The sequence below is a fragment of the Nitratireductor sp. WH36-1 genome (assembly GCF_058725515.1).
The window spans coordinates 2,474,149-2,494,049 of sequence record NZ_CM178970.1; the positions used below are offsets into that span (position 1 = coordinate 2,474,149).

Genomic DNA, 19,901 nt, shown 5'->3' on the forward strand with positions numbered 1-19,901 from the left:
CTTTTGGACGATATGTCCGCCGCCATCAGCGGGCATTGATTGGTGTATACTGATCGGCTCAAACCACATCGCACCTCTCAGACAAGATCCGGAGGGCGCCATGAGCAAACCCATTGGCCTCTATTGGTGGCAGGCTCCAAAAGGCAATTTCGGCGATGATCTGTCGCCGCTCATCGTTGAACACTACGCACAGCGCCCCGTTCGGCACGCAAGCATCAAGTCCTGCGACATGATCGCAATCGGCAGTCTTCTGGGGCAGGCAACCAAGCGGCGCTGGCAACGCGCACTCCGCAAGCCACTGCGCAGAACACACATCTGGGGCACCGGCTGCTTCGGCGACATTTCCGGTCGCTACCATCATGCAAGCGTCAGCGGCGTGCGCGGCCCGCTCACCCGCAGGATGATGAACCTCCCCGCAGAAACGCCTTTGGGCGACCCGGCCCTTTTGTTACCCAGAATTCTTGACCGACCCGCCAGAAAACACCGCTGGGGCCTCATCCCCCACATTCACCATCAGGAAAGCCCGCTCATTCGGGAACTGGCCAGGGCTCCCGGCGTCCACCTGATCGACCTCACCAGCAAAGACACACTCGAAATCGCCCGTGACATCGCACGCTGCGACTTCGTGCTCTCCTCCAGCCTGCACGGCCTCATCGCCGCCGATTCCTTCGGCGTGCCCAATGTCTGGCTCCAGGTCGGCGCGTCGATGGGAAACTGGAAATTCGAAGATTACTTCCAGAGCGTCGGCCGCACGACCTCTCCCATCACGCAACCCGTGGACCTCGTTTCCCTTGAACAAACTGCAACCGCAGCCGATCCGGGAATCGTCTCACGACTGGCAGACGGTCTGGAGCGATCCTTCCCCTATTGAAAGCGTCCGCTGCCGCCTCCGTCGTCTCCCCGTCACACGCCCCCGTTACACGCCCCCGTTACACGCAAAGCTTGCTGGACCAAACGAAACCGCCTTGCCTGTCAGGCTGGGCGCGTTAAAAGCGATGCTTCGCCGAAGGCATCCTCCTTCCGCGATTGATTCCGGCAGGCGTTGAACATTCCGCCCGCCGCAAGGGGTAGACGACATGACGGTTTTTGCTTCCGGCGCACGCGCGCCGGTCAATCCGTGGATCGCGGAAGCGCGGGCGACACTCTCGCTCGCCTGGCCGATGGTGCTCACCAATCTGGCGCAGAACGCCATGACCACCACCGACGTCATGATGATGGGCCGTCTGGGACCGGATGCGCTGGCTGCCGGCACGCTCGGCTACAACCTCTATTTCGCACCGCTCATCTTCGGCCTTGGCCTGCTTCTTGCCACCTCACCTATGATGGCGACCGCGCTTGGCCGCAAGCTGCACGCGGTGCGCGATGTGCGCCGCACCGTGCGTCAGGGCCTGTGGCTCGCCATTGCCGTATCGCTTCCCATCTGGCTGCTTCTCTGGCAGTCCGAGAGCATCCTCCTGTGGATGGGACAGGACCCGGAACTCGCCCGCATCGCCGGCAGCTATGTGCGCACGCTGCAATGGGCGGCCCTGCCCTTCTTCGGCTACATCATCCTGCGCTCCTTCATCTCGGCGCTGGAGCGTCCCGGCTGGGCGCTTGGCATCATGTTCGTCATGGTGGCTTTCAACGTGCTGGCCAACTGGGCGCTGATGTTCGGCAATCTCGGCTTTCCGGCCCTTGGCGTTCCAGGCTCCGGCATCGCCACCACGATTTCGAGCACGCTCATGTTCCTCGGCCTTGCCCTCGTCGTTTCAGTCGAGCGCAATTTTCGGCGATATCAGCTTTTCGGCCGTTTCTGGCGTGCCGACTGGCCGCGCTTCTTCGAGCTGATCCGGCTTGGCCTGCCGATTGCCGGCTCCATGACCTTCGAAGTCACGATCTTCAACGCCGCAGCCCTTCTGATGGGCCTCATCAGCGCGCCCGCACTTGCCGCGCACGCCATCGCCATCCAGATCGCGTCGATCAGCTTCATGGTGCCGCTTGGCCTCAGTCAGACCGCGACGGTCCGCGTCGGTCGCGCCTTTGGCGCACAGAACCTTGATGGCATCACCCGCGCCGGCTGGACCGCCTTTGTCATGTGCATCGCTTTCATGGCGCTGATGGCGCTTTTGATGGTCACGATACCCGAACTGCTCATCGGTGCGTTCCTCGATCTCGACCTGCCGGAAAACGCAGAGGTGATCGGTCTGGCCATCACCTTCCTGGCCTTTGCCGGCCTGTTCCAGATCTTTGACGGCGCACAGGCGGTTGCGGCGGGCATGCTGCGCGGCCTGCACGACACCAAGGTGCCGATGGTCTATTCGCTTCTGGGCTATTGGGGGCTCGGCATGACGTCGAGTGTCGTCCTCGCCTTCACGCTCGGCATGGGCGGCCCCGGCATCTGGATCGGCCTCGTCAGCGGCCTCGCCATCGTCTCGGTGCTGCTCTACGTGCGCTGGCTCCGGCGTGACCGGCTCATCCCCTGGCTTCGACCGAACGCGGCAACCTGAATTTGCCGCGTTTGGCCTCATCGATCAGCATGTTCGCCACCTGCATGCGCTCCATCGCATTGGCGCGCAGATGGGACGGCACACGGTCGGGGTGATTGTTGAAGGCGAAGTCGCGGCGGATCCGGCCAAGCAGGCCCGCATCAATGTCCGCATACAAGCCGAGCTCCCGGGCGATCTCGTCGGGATCGGTGGAAAGCGGCAGCGCTGCCGGTGGCTCGTCTTCCGCGGCAGCCTTGACCTCATCAACCGCGTCGGGCGTCTCGTCCAACGCAGATGTTTCCTCGGCGTCATAGGCGTCCTGCGCCCGCTTGTCGGTGAAGTTGATCCGGCCCGAATGCAGCTCTTCGGCGACCGACAGATAATCGAGCGAGTTGAGGCTCGTGGCCGCACCGCCGGTGCGCTCTGCCTCCTCGCTGATCAGTTCGTCCAGTAAGGCCGCAAAATTGCGGTTTCCTCCGATCGCCATGTCTCTCTTTCCGGCCCCCTTCAGGCCCGAAGCGCACAAACGCCTCCCGTTTGCGCAAAGCCTGCCAGCTTCAGCCTTAGCCGGCTGCGGTTAAGAAATCCCCCAGCGAAAACACACTATTTGAACGAGCGGCGCAACGCACCCTGCGCGAGAACTGCGCGACGCGGCTGCCTCCCCATCGCACCGGACACAATCCGGGCAATCTTGGAACAGTAACATCTGTCCGAATCGACGCACGCCGCGTTACTCTCCCGCCAGTTTCAAAGCCGAGGAGGCCATGATGAGACCCGTTCTAACGACCGCCGCAATCCTTGCCGCGCTTCAGGCTCCGGCCTTTGCCCAGCAGCAGGACGCCTATCTGGACGACCGTTCGAGCCCCGAAACGCTGCTGCGCTCGCTCTACAACGCGGTCAACCGCAAGGAATATGCGCGCGCCTACGACTATTTCTCAACGCCCCCGGCAAAGAGCCTCGATGCCTATCAGGAAGGCTACGCCAACACCGCCAATGTCGAGCTCGCCACCGGTGCGGTCAGCTCCGAAGGCGCAGCCGGCAGCATCATCTATTCGCTTCCCGTCGCCATCCGCGCCACCGACAATGACGGCAAGGAGCAGGTTTTCGCCGGTTGCTACACGCTGCGCCTGTCCAACCCGACAATCCAGGGCACGCCCTATAACCCGCTCCACATCGAGAAGGCATCGCTCAAGCCCGCAAGCGGCGAGTTGACGGATGTTCTGCCGGCAAGCTGCGGCGATGGTCCCCCCGACGAGACCGACAGGGTTCTGGCCGAGGCCAAGGCGATGTTTGCTGCGGTCTACGCCGAAACCTGCCCGCCACCGCCGGAAAATTTCGATCTGGTGGACAGCTACACCATCCCCTTCAACTATTCCTACGAGACCCTGGACACGCCCAAGCATGAAGCCCGGCTCTTCCGCTTCTATTGCGGCACCGGCGCCTATAACGAGATCCACGCCTATATTCTGGCCAGCCCGCAGGGCGGCGTGTCGCCGGTCCAGTTCGCCATGCCGGAAACCAGCGTTCAGTACGAGAATGGCGACAGCGACGGCAAGGTCGAGGATATCCGCATCGTCGGCTACACCGCCGAGAGCACGCTGGTGAACTCGGACTATGATCCGGGAACGCAGACACTTACCAGCTACAACAAGTGGCGCGGCGTCGGAGACGCCTTCTCTGCCGGCACATGGATCTTCCGCGAGGGCGCGTTCACTCTGGTGCGCTACGATGTGGATGCGTCCTATGACGGCGAGCAGAACCCGGTCACGATCCTCGACTATCACACCGGCCCGTAAGCCAGGGCCTCACGCATCACGGCTGCGCGAGCATCCAGTTCAGGGTCTCGCGCCAGTCGCTCATACGGATCGGCGTGCCGTGCGTCCCGCTCTCAAAACGCACGAAGCGCGCCGGATAACCCTTTGCCGATGAACGGATTTTCCTGAAAAACGCTTCCTGATTTCCAACCGGGAAAACCCGGTCTTCGCTGCCATGCCCGAAGAACACCGGCACCCGTTCAGCAAAGGCCGGGCTTTGCAGGAACGCATCGTTCCACATCGAGCCGAGCAGCAAAAGCCCGCCCAGCCGGTCGGCTGTTACCCGGTCCTGCGCCAGCCGCCAGCACAGCGCGCCGCCCATCGAACCACAGGCCACGAACACCCGCGCGCCGGGTGAACGTTCCGCATAATACGCGATCAGCGCCGCGATTTCCTGAGCGCCCCGCGCCTCGAAATCCGAGAAATCGGGCGACAGGTAGAGCCCGCCGCTCTTTGCCATAAGGTTCTTGATGCGGTTGAAATTGCCCCCGAAGGTGAAGTCGTCCACCCCCTGCCGACGGTTGCCGCCCTGACCATGCAGATAAAGCACGATGGCGCTTGCACCCTCGGTCTTGCCGACAGCGACATGGCGCACCGTGCCCGCCTTGGTCTGCAGCGCCAGATCCTGCTGCGCCCGCCGCACACCGGTGGAGATGTAGCGCCCGTCCACGCGGCGCTCGGGCACCGCGTCGCGCCCGTTGATGTCCCGCATCTCCCGATAGTCGACCACCCGGTAAGCGCCGCCATCGCTCGATGACAGAACCGCCGGATAGGCAAACAGCCGGTCCTTCTGCGAGGCAAGCTCCAGCGCCTGCGCGCTCACACCGGAGAAAGCCACCACAAATCCGGTAAAAGCCAAGCGAATACAGTTCCTTGCAAGAGACATCGCACTCATCGATTCAACACGCCGCCTGCCTTTTCCAGCGCGTCCGGCGTGTCCACGTCGAGATGCGCGGCAGCGCCCGTCTCCACATCGACAATGCCGACCAGCTCCTGCTCCACCACATGCCGCGCGCCGGTGTCGCCCTCAAGCCGCGCCACTTCGGCAAACAGCGCGCGCGGCAGGATCACCGGATTGCCCCGCTTGCCGTTATGCGTCGCCCTGACCACCGCATTGCCGCCGGCCTTCACAAACGCCTCCACCAGACGGTTGAGATCCGCAGTGCTGATTTCCGGCATGTCGGCCAGCATCACCAGCGCGCCCGCCGCCTCGTCCGGCAGCGCCGCAATGCCGGCTTTCAGCGAGGTGGACAGTCCTTCCGCATAAGCATCATTGACCGCAACCGCCATGCCAAGCCCGTCCAGCGCGCCCTGCACGCGCTCCGCCTCATGCCCGAGCACGGCGACAGCCCCGTCGACACGGCTTTGCGCCAGCGCCGCTCCCGTGCGCCGCACCAGCGGCACGCCGTCGAACGACGCCATAAGCTTGTTGTGTTCACCCATGCGCCGCGACTGTCCCGCCGCCAGAAGCACGCCCCAGACAGAGGGTGCACGCTCCGCAATCCTGCCTTCACGCGGCTGCGGCCGGGTCGGAATTTCGGCCAATAGCCCGCCAACGCCCATCCCGGCAATGTCCGCCGAGGAAAGGTCGAGCCCCGCCATCAGCCGGTCGAGCACCCAGTCGAAACCATTCGTCTTGGGGCTGCGCGCGCATCCCGGCGCGCCGATCACCGGCCGCCCCTCGATGGTCCCCAGCACCAGAAGATTGCCCGGATCGACCGGCATGCCGACCCGCTCCACCGTTCCACCCGCCTTGCGGATGGCGGCGGGGATCACGTCGTCGGCATCGCACACGGCCGAAGCGCCGAAGACGAGCAGCATGTCGCTCTCATCCTTGAGCGCTGTAATGGCGCGCGCCACCGCATCCGGCTCATGGGCAGGCCGCAGTTCGCGCGTCACATGACTGCCGGAGCGCTGCAGCCGCTCCACGGTAATGCGCGCCGTCTTGTCGAGCACGCTGTCCTTCAGGCTCGGCAGCGCGGTCTGCACCACGCCGACGCGCATGGCCCTGAAGGGCCGCAACGAAAACACCGGCCCGTGCGCGGCAGAAGCCGCCCTGTCCACCTGCGCGGCGGAAACGGCAAACGGGATGATCTTCACCGTTGCCACCATCTGCCCTTCGCTCACCGCACTGTAATCGGGCAGCGTGGCCATGGTGATCGCCGGATCGACGGCGTTCACCGCATCGACCGCCTGCCGGTCCACAATAAAGAGCCCCGCCTTCTGCGCATGCAGATTGACCCGCCCGGTCGTGGGCGCGCGCGCAGAGATTCCTTCCACCGCAAGCGTTGCCGCCAGGCGCTCCGCCGCCTGATCCTCGTCCAGATCGCCAGGCTCCAGCCGCGCCGCGATCACCGTCCTGACGCCTTCCGCCCTCAAAAGCGCGATGTCGGCAGCGCCAAGCCGGTGCGCCTTGCGCAGCCGCGTCTTGCCGGCCATCGTGGCATGCGCCAGCACCGCCCCTTCGGCCTCGTCAATGGATAGCGGTCCGAACTTCACGCCGATACGCTCCTGTCCCCCGGCCCGCGCGAGCGCAATGCTGCAATCACCGCGCCCAGCACGGCAACCGCGATCTCCGCCGGCGTTGCCGCACCAATATCGAGCCCGATGGGCGCATCGATCCGCTCAAGCGCTGCCGGCGAAACGCCAGCCTCCGTCAGCCGGTCGATGCGCTTTGCGTGGGTCTTCCGGCTGCCAAGCGCGCCGATATAGAAGCACTCCGCTTCAAACCCCGCCCGCAGCGCCGGGTCGTCAATTTTCGGATCATGCGTCAGCGCGGCAAGCGCCGTGTAGGCATCGAGCGGCTGACGCGCCAGCGCCTCGTCAGGCCATTCGGCATGAAGCGCAACTCCGGGAAAACGTTCCGGCGTGGCAAACGCCGTGCGCGGATCGATGATCGTCAGATCGAAACCCGCAATCTTCGCCATCGGCGCCAGCGCCTGGCTGATATGCACCGCCCCGATCACCACGAGGCGCGGTTCGGGCAGGTGCACGTTCAAAAAGAAATTGCGCCCGTCGATCTCCACCACACCGGACTTGCCGGAGCGGAAGGCGCGCGCCACCGCCTCGCCAAGCGCACCGGCCACCGTGTCGCCCTCGCGGATCACCCGGTCGCGCCCGTCTTCCAGATCGGTGAGCAGGATCGCGGCCCTGCGTTCGCGCCGCAGCGCGTTCAGTTTCTTCAGCGACAGCGGATCCACTAGCCGAGCCTCTCCACATAAACCCTGATGCGCCCGCCGCAGGAGAGACCCACTTCCCAGGCCGTCTCGTCGGCAACGCCGAATTCCAGCATGCGCGGCCTGCCCTCGGTCAGCACATCGGCGGCCTCCGCCACCACCGCGCCCTCCACGCAACCGCCCGACACCGAGCCCTCGAAATTGCCATCCGCATCGATCACCAGATGGCTTCCCACCGGGCGCGGCGCAGAACCCCAGGTCTCCACCACCGTGGCAATCGCCACATCGCGACCAGCCTGCATCCAGTCCTCGGCGATCATCAGCGGATCGCGTGTCTCATCGGATTGTTTCAGCTCAGACATTGGCGTTTCTCCCGCCCTTCATATGGGCACGCTGAAAGTGCCGTGCCAAGTCCCCGCCCTGTGCGGGCGCATCCGTCAGCGCGGCGCACAGATCGCCAAGCGCATCGAGATTGTGCACCGGCCGCAGCTCGTCCACATGCGGCAGCATCGCCCGCATGCCGCGTGCGCGTGGCTCGAACCCGTCAAAGCCAAGCAATGGGTTAAGCCAGATCAGCCGGCGGCATGATTTCGAAAGCCGCTCCATCTCCCGCGACAGAACCTCGATATGATCGCGCTCCAGCCCGTCGGTGATCAGGAGCACGATTGCGCCCTGTCCCAGAACCCGGCGCGACCACAGCCGGTTGAAATCGCCAAGCGCCGTGCCGATCCGCGTGCCGCCGGACCAGTCGCGCACCGCTTCAGACGCTTCTTCCAGCGCCTCGTCGGGGTCACGCCGGCTGAGCGGGCGCGTGATGTTGGTCAGCCGTGTGCCAAAGGTGAAGCTGAAAACCCGCCGCCGCTTTTCCGTCAGTGCATGCAGAAAATGCAGGAAAACCCGCGAATACTGGCTCATCGAACCGGATATATCGACCAGCGCCACCAGCGGCGGCGCGATCTGGCGCGGCGAGCGGAATTTCGGCAGGATCAGGTCACCGCCCGTGCGCAGGCTTGCCCGCAGCATCGCATGCGGATCGATCCGCGCCCCATGCGGGTCCGGCCTGAACCGGCGCGTCGCCACCCGGTCGAACGGCAGAACGAGATCGCGCATGGCGCGGCGGGCCTCGGCCACTTCCTCAGCCGACATCTGAGCGAAATCCTTCTGGCGCAGAACCTCCATCGCCGTGAAGGAAAGCCGTGCGTCCAGTTCAAACTCCGGCCGCTTCTTGATGATCGCGCGGCGCTCCTCGTCCAGCGCATCCTCGGCGCGGCGGTCGCCGGCGCGTTTCTTCTCGCGCAGCACTTCCGCCTCGTCGCCCTCGTCTTCGGTCCGCCCCTCATCGCGCTCGTCGCGCCGCGCCCAGTAGAGCCGGAACGCCGCATCGAACAGCGCATGATCCTCATGCCTGGAAATCAGGGTGGCGTGCAGCGTCCAGTAAAAGTCGTCGCGCCGCTCGACGCCGACCGTCACCACCGCCTGAATGGCGTCCATAACGGCGGCCGGTCCCACGCGCAGCCCAGCGCGCCGGAGCATGCGGGCAAAGCCGACGATCCTGTCGGCCAGCCGCGCGCCCTCTTCGCGTTCCGGTGCTCGTTTGTCCGCGTCTGGAGCAGCCGGCATGTCAGCTGGCCTTGACCTCTTCGAGAACGCGCGCGCCCTCGCCGTCTTCCAGCCGCGCAATGTCGTCCTGGTATTTCAGCAACACGCCCATCGTGTCCGACACCGCATCCGCATCGAGGCTGTCCTTGCCCAGCGCCGTCAGCGCCGTTGCCCAGTCGATGGTTTCGGCCACGCCCGGCGCTTTGAAGAGATCGAGCTCGCGCAGTTTCTGCACGAATGTCACCACCTGTTTCGCCAGCGTGGCGTTGGCGTTCGGCACCTTGCGGGCGAGAATTTCCAGCTCGCGCTGCGCATCCGGGTAATCGACCCAGTGATAAAGGCAGCGCCGCTTCAGCGCATCGTGGATTTCGCGGGTCCGGTTGGTGGTGATCACGACGATGGGCGGTTCATCCGCCTTGATCGTTCCCAGCTCCGGCACGCTCACCTGATAGTCGGAGAGCACTTCCAGAAGATAGGCTTCGAACGCCTCATCCGCCCGGTCGAGTTCATCGATCAGGAAGATCGGCGGCCCGTCAATGCCGCTTTCCAGCGCTTCCAGCACCGGGCGGCGGATCAGATATTTTTCGGAAAAGACGCCGCTCTCCATCTCGGAGCGGTCATGAATGCCCGCAGCCTCGGCCATGCGGATCTCGATCATCTGCGCGGCATAGTTCCACTCATAGACGGCAGACGAAACGTCGAGCCCTTCATAGCATTGCAGCCGGATGAGCCTGCGCCCGAGCCCCGCCGCCAGAACCTTGGCGATCTCCGTCTTGCCGACACCTGCCTCGCCTTCCAGAAACAGCGGGCGCTGCATGGTCAGGCTCAGAAACAGCACGGTCGCCAGCGCCCGGTCGGCCACATAGCCGCCTTCCGTCAGAAGCGTAAGCGTCTCGTCGATGGATTGCGGCAGGCCGCGGGCTGTCGTTTCGGACATCATTCCCCCATTGCTTCCCAAAGGGCTCCCCGGGTTTCCCGAAATACTCCCGGGTCGAGAGGCTACAATACCCGGTAGCCCCGCTCATGGTAGAGGAGCGGATTGCTTTTGTCGCCGATGCTCAGGCCGGCCACGCGGCCGAAATAGACCCGGTGCGTGCCGATTTCCACGGTCTGAACCACATGGCAGTCAAACACCGCCAGCGCATCCGGCAGCGTCGGCGCGCCCGTGGCGATGGTCTCCCACTCGGTCAGCGCAAAACGCTCTTCGGGCGAAAGCCCCGTCAGGCCGGAAAAGGCGTTGGAAAGCGCCTGATGGTCCGCCGTCAGCGTGTTGAGCGCGAAGATGCCATTCTTCACGAAGGCCTCATTGTGCGGATTTTCGCGATTGAGGCACACCAGAACCGTCGGCGGATCGTCCGAGACGGAACACGCCGCAATCGCCGTCACGCCGCGCAGGCCAGCCGGCCCGTCGGTCGTGACCACATGAACGGCCCCTGCAAAGCGGGCCATGGCATCGCGATAATGACGCGGTTCGATCTCGTTGGTCTTCAGCACAGTCAACTCTTTTCAACTCACATGTGCGATATAGGATTGCTGCAGAGCCTTACCAAGGCGCACCATCGCCCGACAGTCCAAAAAAGGAAAAAGGACTGCGCCAGAAAGTCTCCATCGCCGGAAGCACTTTATGGCACAGTTATTTACCAGTTCCGCAGCTTTGCGGTTAACTTCGGATGCGGGCGGCCTGATTCTCATGCTAGTGCGTGACCGTGAAATGGGTGATTGATCTCCAGATATGCGTTGCCTCGCTTGCCTTCTCGTCTCCAGTTTTGCCGCGTTGACCGCGCCTTCCGCGCATGCGCAGGAAACCTCCATCGGCATCGCCGCGCCACTCAGCGGCAATTTCTCCATTCTTGGCCATCAGTTGCGCGACGGTGCCCGCCTTGCCGCTGAAGCCGGCGACGCCACCGCCATCGAGGCTGACACACGCTGCACCGCCGAAGGTGGCGAAGCGGCGGCCCGCGCGCTGATCGGGCAGAATGTCACCATCGTGGTCGGCTTCCTGTGCACCGACGCCATCGAGGCCGCGCTGCCGCTTTTTGCCGAGGCCGGCATTCCCGTCGTCACGCCCGGCGTGCGCACCGCCACGCTCACCGACCAGCGCGAGCGCACCGGCTGGCCTATCTTCCGCACCGCGCCCCGCGCCGACGCAGAACGCGACGCCGTAGCCGACATTCTCGTTCCGCGCTGGCGCGAGAATTTCTTCGCCATCGTCGATGACGGCACGATCTACGGGCGTGAACTGGCCGAAAACATGCGCGCCGCCGCCGAGCTTCAGGAACTGAACCCCGTCTTCATCGACACGTTCCGCCCACAGCTCGACAACCAGATCGGCCTCGCCGGACGCCTGCGCCGCGCCGGAGCCACCCATGTCTTCGTCGGTGGCGACCGCAGCGACATCGCCATTCTGGCGCGCGATGCGCGCGGCATGGATTACGAGCTCACCATTGCCGGTGGCGAGGCACTGCGCGCGGAAAACAGCAGCGTCCCCCTTGCCGCAGGCACGCTCATGGTCGGCCTGCCGCACTGGGCGGACATCGTCTCGGATGACGTCAGGCAGACGCTTGAAGTCGCCGGCATCGTGCCGGACGGCTATGTCATTCCGGGCTATGCCGCAACGGAACTTGCCATTGCCGCCGCCCGTCAGGCGGACGCGGAAGCAGGATCGGTCTTCGACGCCCTTTCTTCCGGCACGTTCGGCACCGTGCTCGGCTCTCTTTCCTTCGACGCCAAAGGCGACCTGAACGAGCAATTCTATCGCCTCTTCCGCTTCGAAGACCAGACATTCCAGGAGGTTGAATGATGTGGCGCACCGGCCCGCGTAATCTGCTCACCGATGTGGCGGGCATCACTGTGGGAAATCACACGGACGAGACCGTCAAATCCGGCGTCACCGCCATTCTGTGCGATGAGCCTGCCGCCGCCGGCGTTCAGGTGCTGGGCGGCGCGCCGGGCACCTGCGAAACGGACGCTCTGGAGCCGCACAATCTGGTCGATGGCGTCGACGCCATCTCGCTGTCGGGCGGCTCGGCCTTCGGCATCGACGCCGCAGCCGGCGTGCAGGCGGCTTTGCGCGAGATGGATCGCGGGTTCGAGATCCTCGGTTTCCGTGTGCCGATTGTGCCGGGGGCTATCCTGTTCGACCTGCCCAATGGCGGCGACAAGAACTGGGGCCGCTTCTCCCCCTATCGCGATTTCGGCTTCGAGGCCGCCATGGCCGCCTCGCAGGAGTTCGAGATCGGCAGCGTCGGCGCAGGCGCAGGCGCAACCACCGCCGCGCTCAAGGGCGGGCTCGGTTCGGCCTCGACCGTGCTTGAAAACGGCATCACCGTCGGCGCGCTCGTCGCCGTCAATGCCGTGGGCTCCGTCACCGTCGGCGGCACGCCGCATTTCTGGGCAGCGCCCTTCGAGATCGGTGACGAGTTCGGCGGTCTCGGCCTGCCTCACCCGATGCCCGACGACGCGTCGAAAGTGTTGACCAAGCTGCGCGCCACCGCGCGCGGCAACACCACCATCGCCGTCATCGCCACCGACGCAAAGCTCGACAAGGCAGCCGCCAAGCGCCTCGCCATCGCCGCCCATGACGGTTTTGCCCGCGCCATCTGGCCGACCCACACGCCGGTCGACGGCGATCTCGTGTTCGGTCTTGCTACTGGCCGCAACGACACGGTCCTCGACATGGAAGGCGTGATCGACCTGAACGCCGCAGCCACCGCAACCATGGCCCGCGCCATCGCACGCGGCGTCTTTGCCGCAAAAAAGACCAATCGTGATATATTCCCGGTTTGGGAAGAGCTCAAAGCCACCAGCAAGCGCGACTAGTTTCAGTTTAAAAGGATTTTCAGCATGAAATCTCTTCATTCAGGGTTTTGCGCCATCGCCCTCGCCGCCACCTGCACCATGGCGCAGGCGGGCGACACCGCCTCCGTCAACATTCTCGGCTTTTCCGCCGATGGCTCCACCTTCGCCTTTGAGGAGTATGGCATTCAGGACGGTTCCGGCTTTCCCTACGCAAACCGCTATTACATCAACACCGCCAATGACAGTTTCCTGCCCGGCACACCGGTCCGTGTGCGCATCGATCAGGATGGCGCAAGCCTCGCCGACGCCCGCGCACAGGCCAAAAGCCAGTCCCAGTCCGTCATCAGCGACACCGTGCTCGCCGAAAATCCCGGTTTCACCGCCGGCTGGAACGCGGTCACGGAAATTTCGGCCGATCCCTATCGCATCGAGGTCAATCCGCGCCCGGTCTTCCCGTCGATCGACGGCACCCTTGATTTCCGCCTCGCCGAACTGCCCATGCCCAATGGCGCGGAATGCTACGGCTTCGGTGAAGCGGCCGGTTTCCGCCTCACCCGCATCGCCACCGAACCGGGTACGGAAACCACGCTCGTGCATGAGGACAATTCCATTCCGAAAAGCCGCGGCTGCCCGCTCGGCTACCGCATCGCCGGCGTCCAGACCTTCTACCCTCAGGGCGGTTCGCCGGTCTTCGCCGTCATGATCGCCGTGCGCGGTATCGGCTTTGAAGGGCCGGACCACCGTTTCATCGCCGTGACCGGCCAGTACTGACCTGTCATGTCCGGGGGCGGTGAAAGCATCGGGATCTCATGAGACCGGCTCTCGCCGCCATCAGGCGTGCACTGCCCGCCCCCGCCACGGCTCTTCTGGGCGCGCTCCTTTGGGGCGCTCTGATGGGGCTCAACGCGCTCGCCTTCTTTTGGCAAAGCGAATGGCAGACCGCGCCGCGCGTCACCGCCCTCACCGTGATCTTCGCGCTGGGCGGCGTGCTCGCCTTTCCGCTCGGCCACACGCTTCAGGCGCTCATCGCGCGCCATGGCCGGCCTGAACAGCGCTTTGCCGCAACCTTCCTCGCCTTCGCGCTGTGTACCCTGTGCATCACCGCCGCCCTCTACGCGCTCGAATACCGCGCCTATTACGCCCAGTGGCACGGCCCGATCCTGTCGCTTCGATGGGCGTTTGAGTTCGCCTTCACAATAGCCGGCGCACTATACCAGTTCGCCGTTCTCGGCCTGCGCATCTATTTTCCCTGGGGATTGGCCGCACTTTTCGCGCTCTCGCTCGCCTATGCCGTCAAGCCGCGTTGAGCAAAACGCGCACCTCTGCTAGTGAAGCGCCAACCCCACACCTATGGAAGGCAAGGCACGCATGATCCCGCGCTATTCGCGGCCTGAAATGGCCGCAATCTGGTCGCCTGAGACCAAGTTCCGCATCTGGTTCGAAATCGAGGCGCATGCCGCAGACGCGATGGCCGAGCTCGGCATCGTGCCCAAGGACGCCGCGAAGACCATCTGGGACAAGGCCGGCGAAGCCACGTTCGACATTGACCGCATCGACGAGATCGAGCGCGAAACGAAGCACGACGTCATCGCCTTCCTGACGCATCTGGCAGAGATTGTCGGCCCCGAAGCCCGCTTCGTGCATCAGGGCATGACCTCTTCCGACGTGCTCGACACCTGCCTCAGCGTCCAGCTCGTGCGCGCCACCGACATCCTGCTTGACGACCTCGACAAGCTGCTCGCCGCCCTCAAGAAGCGCGCCTTCGAGCACAAGGACACCGTCACCATCGGCCGCAGCCATGGCATCCATGCCGAGCCGACCACGTTCGGCGTCAAGCTCGCCCAGGCCTATGCCGAGTTCGAGCGCTGCCGCCAGCGCCTCGTCAATGCGCGCGAAGAAATCGCCACCTGCGCCATTTCCGGCGCTGTCGGCACCTTCGCCAACATCGACCCGAGCGTCGAGGAGCATGTGGCCGAGAAGATGGGCCTGAAGCCGGAGCCCGTCTCCACGCAGGTCATCCCGCGCGACCGCCACGCCATGTATTTCGCCACGCTCGCCGTGATCGCCTCCTCCATCGAGCGGCTCTCGGTCGAGGTGCGTCACCTGCAGCGCACCGAGGTTCTGGAAGCCGAAGAGTATTTCTCGCCGGGCCAGAAGGGCTCGTCGGCCATGCCGCACAAGCGCAACCCGGTCCTGTCGGAAAACCTGACCGGTCTTGCCCGCATGGTCCGCGCCTATGCGACCCCCGCCATGGAAAACGTGGCGCTCTGGCACGAGCGCGACATTTCGCACTCCTCCGTCGAGCGCATGATCGGCCCCGACGCGACCGTCACGCTCGACTTCGCGCTCGCCCGCCTCACCGGCATGATGGAAAAGCTGGTCGTCTACCCCGACGCCATGCAGAAGAACATGGACCGCTTCCGCGGCCTCGTTCACTCGCAGCGCGTTCTGCTTGCCCTCACCCAGGCTGGCGTGTCCCGCGAGGACGCCTACCGCCTCGTGCAGCGCAACGCCATGAAGGTGTGGGAACAGGGCGCCGACTTCCTCACCGAACTGCTCGGTGACGACGAGGTGCGCGCCGCCCTCTCCGAAGAGGTCATCCGCGACAAGTTCGACCTCGGCTACCATACCAAGCATGTGGACACGATCTTCGAGCGCGTTTTCGGCGAAAGCTGATCTTGACGCCCTGAAACCTGAAAACGCCGGCGCATCACCCGATGCGCCGGCGTTTTTCTTTGTCTGACCAGAGCAACTCCACAAGAAGCGGAAACGCTCTGGCTGAATGACGGCTTCCTTCTCCCCGCGAGCGGGGAGAAGGTCCCGCCAGGGGGATGAGGGGCTGACACGGCGTATGAAAATCCCGCCGCATTGTGGGTTCGCGGAACCTGACGCGTCAGTTCGACGGTGCGACCCGCACGACCGTGCCCCACGGATCGGCGAACTCGGTCTCCGCCGTCGCATTCCTGCTCTTCAGTTCAAGCCAGGAGAGCCCCGTGCGGTTCGGGTTGCGTTTGCCCGCCCCGGCGCTGCGCCAGCTGTTTGCGCCGATATGGTGGTGGTAACCGCCCGTCGCCAGAAACACCGCCTGCGATCCATAGCGCGTCATCGTGTCGAAGCCCTGCGCCTCATGCCACCAGGCTTCCGCCGTCACCGGGTCGCCAACGCGCAGATGCACATGGCCGATCACCGTGTTCACCGGCGCGCCCTGCCAGCCCGCATCGCCATCGGGAACCGTGGAAAGCAGGCTGCCGAAATCGAGACGCTCGGTCGCCATGGCGATCCCGTCCGCGGTTTTGGTCCAGCTTTCGGGCGCACGGTCCGCATAGATCTCGATGCCGTTCCCTTCCGGATCGGACAGATAGACCGCCTCGCTGACCAGATGGTCGGACGCGCCCTCAAGCCGCATGTTGCGGTCGCGGGCAAAGAGCGACCAGCGCGCCAGATCGGCCCGCTCCGGCAACAGGAACGCCGTGTGAAAGAGACCGGCCTCGCGCGGATCGTCCGGCTCGGCAGACCTGTCCTCGGCAATCTCCAGAAGCGTGCGACCACCGACCCCCAGCGCAATCGCGCCATTGTCGCCGTCCATCTCCTGAAGGCCCAGAATATCCGAATAGAACGCCGCCAGCTTCTGCGCGTCGCGCGCTTTCAGGCCAACACGGCCAATGCTGACCGGCGTGGTTGCGGCAAAGGGAAACCCACTCATCGCTTTATCTCCTGCGAAGCGGCAGCCAGCCCCTTTGGCGGGCCGCCTCATGTCCCCCTGAAACTGGCGCGCCATCCCCTTCCGCACAAGCACCTGCCCGGCGAACACGCTGTTCACTAAATAAAATACAATCTTCAAAAATCGTTCGAAAACACGCGCAATTCGCGCCGCAGATCATCCCAGCGCTTGCATGCCTCCGGCACGATGGCTACATGCCCGGCCATGAAAGCTTCAGACGCCGATATTCTCATCATTCCCGGTTACACCAATTCCGGGCCCGATCACTGGCAGACGCGCTGGCAGTCGCGGCTGTCGACGGCGCGTCGCGTCGAACAGGAAGCCTGGTCGAAGCCGGTTCGCGAGGACTGGATCGCCAAGGTGGTGACGGCCGTCAACGAAGCGGAAAAGCCCGTTGTGCTGGTCGCCCATTCGCTGGGCGTCGCCACCGCCGTTCAGGCCATTCCCGAGTTCAGGAAGCCGGTTGCGGGTGCATTCTTCGTCGCCCCGCCCGATGTCGCAAACAGCAAGATCAGGCCCAAACACCTGATGACCTTCGGGCCGTACCCGCGCGATCCGCTGCCCTTTCCGTCGATCACCATCGCCAGCCGCAACGATCACTTCTGCTCCTACGAAGTGGCTGAAGACATCGCCGCCGCGTGGGGTTCGCTGTTTATGGATGCGGGTGACGCCGGGCACATCAATGCCGAATCGGGCTTCGGCCCCTGGCCGGAAGGCTCCATGACCTTCGCCAAATTCCTGCAGCAGCTCTGAACAGCCTGTCTGCAGACCGCGTCTTCTGCCGGTGCGCCTGAAAAGAAAAGGGCGGCTCATCGTTCCTGAAAAACGAAGAACCGCCCTCAATCATTTGCCAGACCGGCTGTGGCCGGATCAGCCCTTGATCGAACCGCGCGCAGCCGCAAGCATGGCCGGTGCGCCATCGGTCATGTAAGCGCCCTCGGATCCGAGCGCGAAAAACCGGTATCCCATTGCATGGAAACGGCCGACAAGCAGCGGATCGACCACATAGATGGCCGCATGCTTGCCCGCTGCGCGCGCCTTTTCCGCGATGGAGGCGATCGCCGGCATCATGTCTTCAAGCGCCGGGTCCATTGTCGCGCCATTCGACCACGCAATGGAGAAGTCCGAAGGACCGACCAGAACACCGTCGATCCCGTCCACGGCGAGAATGTCATCAAGCGCCGCCAGCGCCTGCCGCGTTTCGATCATCGCGAAGGCGACCGTGTTGGCGTTCTCGTTCGCCAGCCAGCTCTGCGCATCGGAGGCCCCGGCGCGCGGCATGGCGAAGCTTGGTCCCCATGAACGCAGCCCGACGGGCGGATATTTCATGGCGGCGGCAAAGGCGCGCGCATCCTCTACCGAGTTGACCATGGGCGCGATCACGGTTTCCGCTCCCATGTCCAGCGCGCGGCTCGCCATGTCAAAACGGCCGACGGGAATGCGCACCACCGGGTGCTTTCCCTTCAGCCGAACGGCGCCCACGCCGCGCAGCACGCTGTCCTCGTGATGACCGCCATGCTGCATGTCGAGCGTGACGGCGCCGAAATCCAGTCCGGCAACCAGTTCGACGGTCTGCGAATCGGGAATCAGCGACCAGGCGGAGAAAACGCTCTCCCCCGCCCTGAGGCGTGCTGCCAGTGACAAGGACGCCAAGACGCTTACTCGCCGTTCTTGATCTGCTCGAGCGCCGTGGAGAGCAGCTCTTCCATGGTGCGGCGAATCTGGTGATCGGACTGCTCGACATTGGCGGCGTCGAAGTCCTTGCGCACCTTGCGGAACACGTCCTCGTCACCGGCTTCCTCGAAGTCCGAGTTCATCACTTCGCGCGCATAGGCCTCGGCCTCGTCGCCGCTTTTGCCAAGCTTTTCTGCGGCCCACAGGCCCAGGAGCTTGTTGCGACGCGCCATCGCCTTGAACTTCTGGGTTTCGTCGTGGACGAACTTGTTCTCAAAAGCGTCTTCGCGGTCTTTCATGCTGGCCATACTGAATGTCCTCCGGCTCGGGCATCGCGAACGATGCGGATACAACTGGGTTGGCAAGCAAAAACCAGAACCCCCGCTCCGGGTCAATACGCTCTATGGGCGCATTTGCCCTTTGGCTGCGGCCATAAACCGGTTGGCTTTGAGAAATGGCAATTGTGGTATGGACGGGTTTGCGCTAGAGACCCCGTGAAACGATGCATCTTTGAAACTGCCGCGTTGCGGAACTTCCGCGCGAAGTTTCCCTGTCAAGGCAACGGACCAGGAAAAGCCATGAACCGTCGTCGCCGCATTTATGAGGGCAAGGCCAAGATTCTTTATGAAGGCCCGGAGCCCGGCACCTTGATTCAGTTCTTCAAGGACGACGCCACCGCCTTCAACAAGAAGAAGCATGAGATTGTCGATGGCAAGGGCGTGCTCAACAACCGGATCTCGGAGTACATTTTCGAGCATCTGAACCGGATCGGCATCCCGACCCACTTCATTCGCCGCCTCAACATGCGTGAGCAGCTGATCAAGGAAGTGGAGATCATTCCGCTCGAGATCGTGGTGCGCAATGTTGCCGCCGGCTCGCTCGCCAAGCGTCTGGGCATCGAGGAAGGCACCGTGCTGCCCCGCTCGATCATCGAATTCTACTACAAGGCGGATGCGCTGGACGACCCGATGGTCTCCGAAGAGCACATCACCGCGTTCGGCTGGGCAAGCCCGCAGGAGATCGACGACATGATGGCGCTCGCCATCCGCGTCAACGACTTCCTGACCGGCCTCTTCCTTGGCGTCGGCATCCAGCTCGTCGACTTCAAGATGGAGTGCGGCCGCCTTTGGGAAAACGACATGATGCGCGTCATCGTGGCGGATGAGATTTCGCCTGATTCCTGCCGCCTGTGGGACACCACCACGCAGGACAAGATGGACAAGGACCGTTTCCGCCGCGACATGGGCGGGCTGGTCGAGGCCTATCAGGAAGTCGCACGCCGTCTCGGCATCATGAACGAGAACGAACCGCCGCGCGGTGGCGGTCCCGTCCTCGTATCCTCCAAAGACAACAAGACGCGCCACTAGGGCGCGTCGGGAAATCAGGGAGCACTACCGTGATCAAGGCGCGCGTCACCGTGACGTTGAAGAACGGCGTTCTGGACCCGCAGGGAAAAGCCATTGAAGGCGCGCTCGGCGCGCTCGGTTTCTCCGGCGTCGGTTCGGTGCGTCAGGGCAAGGTCTTCGACCTGGAGCTCGAGGGCTCCGACAGGGCCAGGGCCGAGAGCGACCTCAACGCCATGTGCGAAAAGCTTCTGGCGAATACCGTGATTGAGGACTACACTGTCTCCGTTACCTGAGGTTGTGGAGAAAGA

The 19,901-nt window shown here is 64.0% G+C and carries 22 protein-coding genes; 11 read left to right on the top strand and 11 right to left on the bottom strand.

Annotated features, from left to right (window positions below; genetic code table 11):
• Nucleotides 1–100 precede the first annotated feature (100 nt).
• Together AC4PTT_RS11610 and AC4PTT_RS11615 are read left to right on the top strand one after the other, a co-directional pair.
• Complete coding sequence (locus AC4PTT_RS11610) at nucleotides 101–871, top strand: polysaccharide pyruvyl transferase family protein (protein ID WP_492161190.1); 771 nt, start codon at nucleotides 101–103, stop codon at nucleotides 869–871.
• A 205-nt stretch (nucleotides 872–1,076) separates the two neighbouring features.
• Complete coding sequence (locus tag AC4PTT_RS11615) at nucleotides 1,077–2,486, top strand: MATE family efflux transporter (protein ID WP_206545437.1); 1,410 nt, start codon at nucleotides 1,077–1,079, stop codon at nucleotides 2,484–2,486.
• Here AC4PTT_RS11615 and AC4PTT_RS11620 read toward each other — a convergent pair.
• Entirely contained in the window at nucleotides 2,452–2,952 is a 501-nt protein-coding gene (locus tag AC4PTT_RS11620; protein ID WP_492161191.1) for a hypothetical protein, read from the bottom strand. The two genes, AC4PTT_RS11615 and AC4PTT_RS11620, sit on opposite strands and share 35 nt — an antisense overlap.
• Before the next feature lie 280 nt (nucleotides 2,953–3,232).
• On the opposite strand from AC4PTT_RS11620, the gene AC4PTT_RS11625 reads away from it, so the two are divergent.
• Nucleotides 3,233–4,261: a DUF1176 domain-containing protein gene (locus AC4PTT_RS11625; RefSeq protein ID WP_206545514.1), complete on the top strand. Its 1,029-nt coding sequence runs from the start codon at nucleotides 3,233–3,235 to the stop codon at nucleotides 4,259–4,261.
• 16 nt (nucleotides 4,262–4,277) lie between these two features.
• Here the strand turns inward: AC4PTT_RS11625 and AC4PTT_RS11630 are convergent, their stop codons facing one another.
• The 7 genes from AC4PTT_RS11630 to AC4PTT_RS11660 form a co-directional block, all read right to left on the bottom strand.
• A complete protein-coding gene (locus AC4PTT_RS11630) occupies nucleotides 4,278–5,165 on the bottom strand; it encodes an alpha/beta hydrolase (protein ID WP_492161192.1) in 888 nt (295 codons plus the stop codon).
• Nucleotides 5,166–5,170: 5 nt separating this feature from the next.
• A complete protein-coding gene (locus tag AC4PTT_RS11635) occupies nucleotides 5,171–6,778 on the bottom strand; it encodes an NTP transferase domain-containing protein (protein ID WP_492161193.1) in 1,608 nt (535 codons plus the stop codon).
• Nucleotides 6,775–7,479 (bottom strand): XdhC family protein, encoded by a 705-nt coding sequence (locus AC4PTT_RS11640; protein ID WP_492161194.1) that lies wholly within the window; start codon nucleotides 7,477–7,479, stop codon nucleotides 6,775–6,777. Before AC4PTT_RS11640 ends, AC4PTT_RS11635 begins: the two co-directional genes overlap by 4 nt.
• A complete protein-coding gene (locus tag AC4PTT_RS11645; protein ID WP_113155031.1) occupies nucleotides 7,479–7,817 on the bottom strand; it encodes an XdhC family protein in 339 nt (112 codons plus the stop codon). The genes AC4PTT_RS11640 and AC4PTT_RS11645 overlap by 1 nt, the downstream gene beginning before the upstream one ends.
• Nucleotides 7,810–9,075 carry a vWA domain-containing protein gene (locus AC4PTT_RS11650; protein ID WP_206552692.1) on the bottom strand — a complete coding sequence of 422 codons (1,266 nt, stop codon included), beginning with the start codon at nucleotides 9,073–9,075 and terminating at the stop codon, nucleotides 7,810–7,812. The genes AC4PTT_RS11645 and AC4PTT_RS11650 overlap by 8 nt, the downstream gene beginning before the upstream one ends.
• Nucleotide 9,076: 1 nt before the next feature.
• Nucleotides 9,077–9,991: an AAA family ATPase gene (locus tag AC4PTT_RS11655; protein WP_113156275.1), complete on the bottom strand. Its 915-nt coding sequence runs from the start codon at nucleotides 9,989–9,991 to the stop codon at nucleotides 9,077–9,079.
• A gap of 62 nt (nucleotides 9,992–10,053) precedes the next feature.
• Nucleotides 10,054–10,548, bottom strand: a complete 495-nt coding sequence (locus tag AC4PTT_RS11660) for a flavin reductase (protein ID WP_206545444.1) — start codon at nucleotides 10,546–10,548, stop codon at nucleotides 10,054–10,056.
• Between the two features lie 238 nt (nucleotides 10,549–10,786).
• Between AC4PTT_RS11660 and AC4PTT_RS11665 the strand changes: the two genes are divergently transcribed.
• The 5 genes from AC4PTT_RS11665 (at nucleotide 10,787) to purB (ending at nucleotide 15,528) form a co-directional block, all read left to right on the top strand.
• Entirely contained in the window at nucleotides 10,787–11,854 is a 1,068-nt protein-coding gene (locus tag AC4PTT_RS11665; protein ID WP_492161195.1) for a branched-chain amino acid ABC transporter substrate-binding protein, read from the top strand.
• Nucleotides 11,854–12,873 (top strand): P1 family peptidase, encoded by a 1,020-nt coding sequence (locus tag AC4PTT_RS11670; RefSeq protein ID WP_206547731.1) that lies wholly within the window; start codon nucleotides 11,854–11,856, stop codon nucleotides 12,871–12,873. Before AC4PTT_RS11665 ends, AC4PTT_RS11670 begins: the two co-directional genes overlap by 1 nt.
• A 24-nt stretch (nucleotides 12,874–12,897) precedes the next feature.
• The gene (locus tag AC4PTT_RS11675; protein WP_492161196.1) at nucleotides 12,898–13,623 is read left to right on the top strand and encodes a DUF2259 domain-containing protein; all 726 of its coding nucleotides are present in this window, start codon (nucleotides 12,898–12,900) and stop codon (nucleotides 13,621–13,623) included.
• 38 nt (nucleotides 13,624–13,661) lie between these two features.
• Nucleotides 13,662–14,159: a hypothetical protein gene (locus tag AC4PTT_RS11680; RefSeq protein ID WP_492161197.1), complete on the top strand. Its 498-nt coding sequence runs from the start codon at nucleotides 13,662–13,664 to the stop codon at nucleotides 14,157–14,159.
• Nucleotides 14,160–14,220: 61 nt separating this feature from the next.
• Nucleotides 14,221–15,528: an adenylosuccinate lyase gene (gene purB, locus AC4PTT_RS11685; RefSeq protein ID WP_113156273.1), complete on the top strand. Its 1,308-nt coding sequence runs from the start codon at nucleotides 14,221–14,223 to the stop codon at nucleotides 15,526–15,528.
• A 217-nt stretch (nucleotides 15,529–15,745) separates the two neighbouring features.
• On the opposite strand, the gene AC4PTT_RS11690 is transcribed toward purB, so the two are convergent.
• A complete protein-coding gene (locus tag AC4PTT_RS11690) occupies nucleotides 15,746–16,555 on the bottom strand; it encodes a VOC family protein (RefSeq protein WP_492161198.1) in 810 nt (269 codons plus the stop codon).
• Between the two features lie 222 nt (nucleotides 16,556–16,777).
• Between AC4PTT_RS11690 and AC4PTT_RS11695 the strand changes: the two genes are divergently transcribed.
• On the top strand, nucleotides 16,778–17,326 hold the full coding sequence (locus AC4PTT_RS11695; protein WP_492161199.1) for an RBBP9/YdeN family alpha/beta hydrolase: 549 nt from the start codon (nucleotides 16,778–16,780) through the stop codon (nucleotides 17,324–17,326).
• Nucleotides 17,327–17,443: 117 nt separating this feature from the next.
• On the opposite strand, the gene AC4PTT_RS11700 is transcribed toward AC4PTT_RS11695, so the two are convergent.
• Both AC4PTT_RS11700 and AC4PTT_RS11705 read right to left on the bottom strand, forming a co-directional pair.
• Nucleotides 17,444–18,217 carry an HpcH/HpaI aldolase family protein gene (locus AC4PTT_RS11700; protein ID WP_206993971.1) on the bottom strand — a complete coding sequence of 258 codons (774 nt, stop codon included), beginning with the start codon at nucleotides 18,215–18,217 and terminating at the stop codon, nucleotides 17,444–17,446.
• Nucleotides 18,218–18,231: 14 nt separating this feature from the next.
• Nucleotides 18,232–18,555, bottom strand: coding sequence for a DUF1476 domain-containing protein (locus AC4PTT_RS11705; protein WP_113155022.1), 324 nt, complete (start codon nucleotides 18,553–18,555; stop codon nucleotides 18,232–18,234).
• A gap of 270 nt (nucleotides 18,556–18,825) precedes the next feature.
• Between AC4PTT_RS11705 and purC the strand changes: the two genes are divergently transcribed.
• Both purC and purS read left to right on the top strand, forming a co-directional pair.
• Nucleotides 18,826–19,614 carry a phosphoribosylaminoimidazolesuccinocarboxamide synthase gene (gene purC / locus AC4PTT_RS11710; RefSeq protein WP_113155021.1) on the top strand — a complete coding sequence of 263 codons (789 nt, stop codon included), beginning with the start codon at nucleotides 18,826–18,828 and terminating at the stop codon, nucleotides 19,612–19,614.
• A 29-nt stretch (nucleotides 19,615–19,643) separates the two neighbouring features.
• Entirely contained in the window at nucleotides 19,644–19,886 is a 243-nt protein-coding gene (gene purS, locus AC4PTT_RS11715; protein WP_206545450.1) for a phosphoribosylformylglycinamidine synthase subunit PurS, read from the top strand.
• Nucleotides 19,887–19,901: the final 15 nt, after the last annotated feature.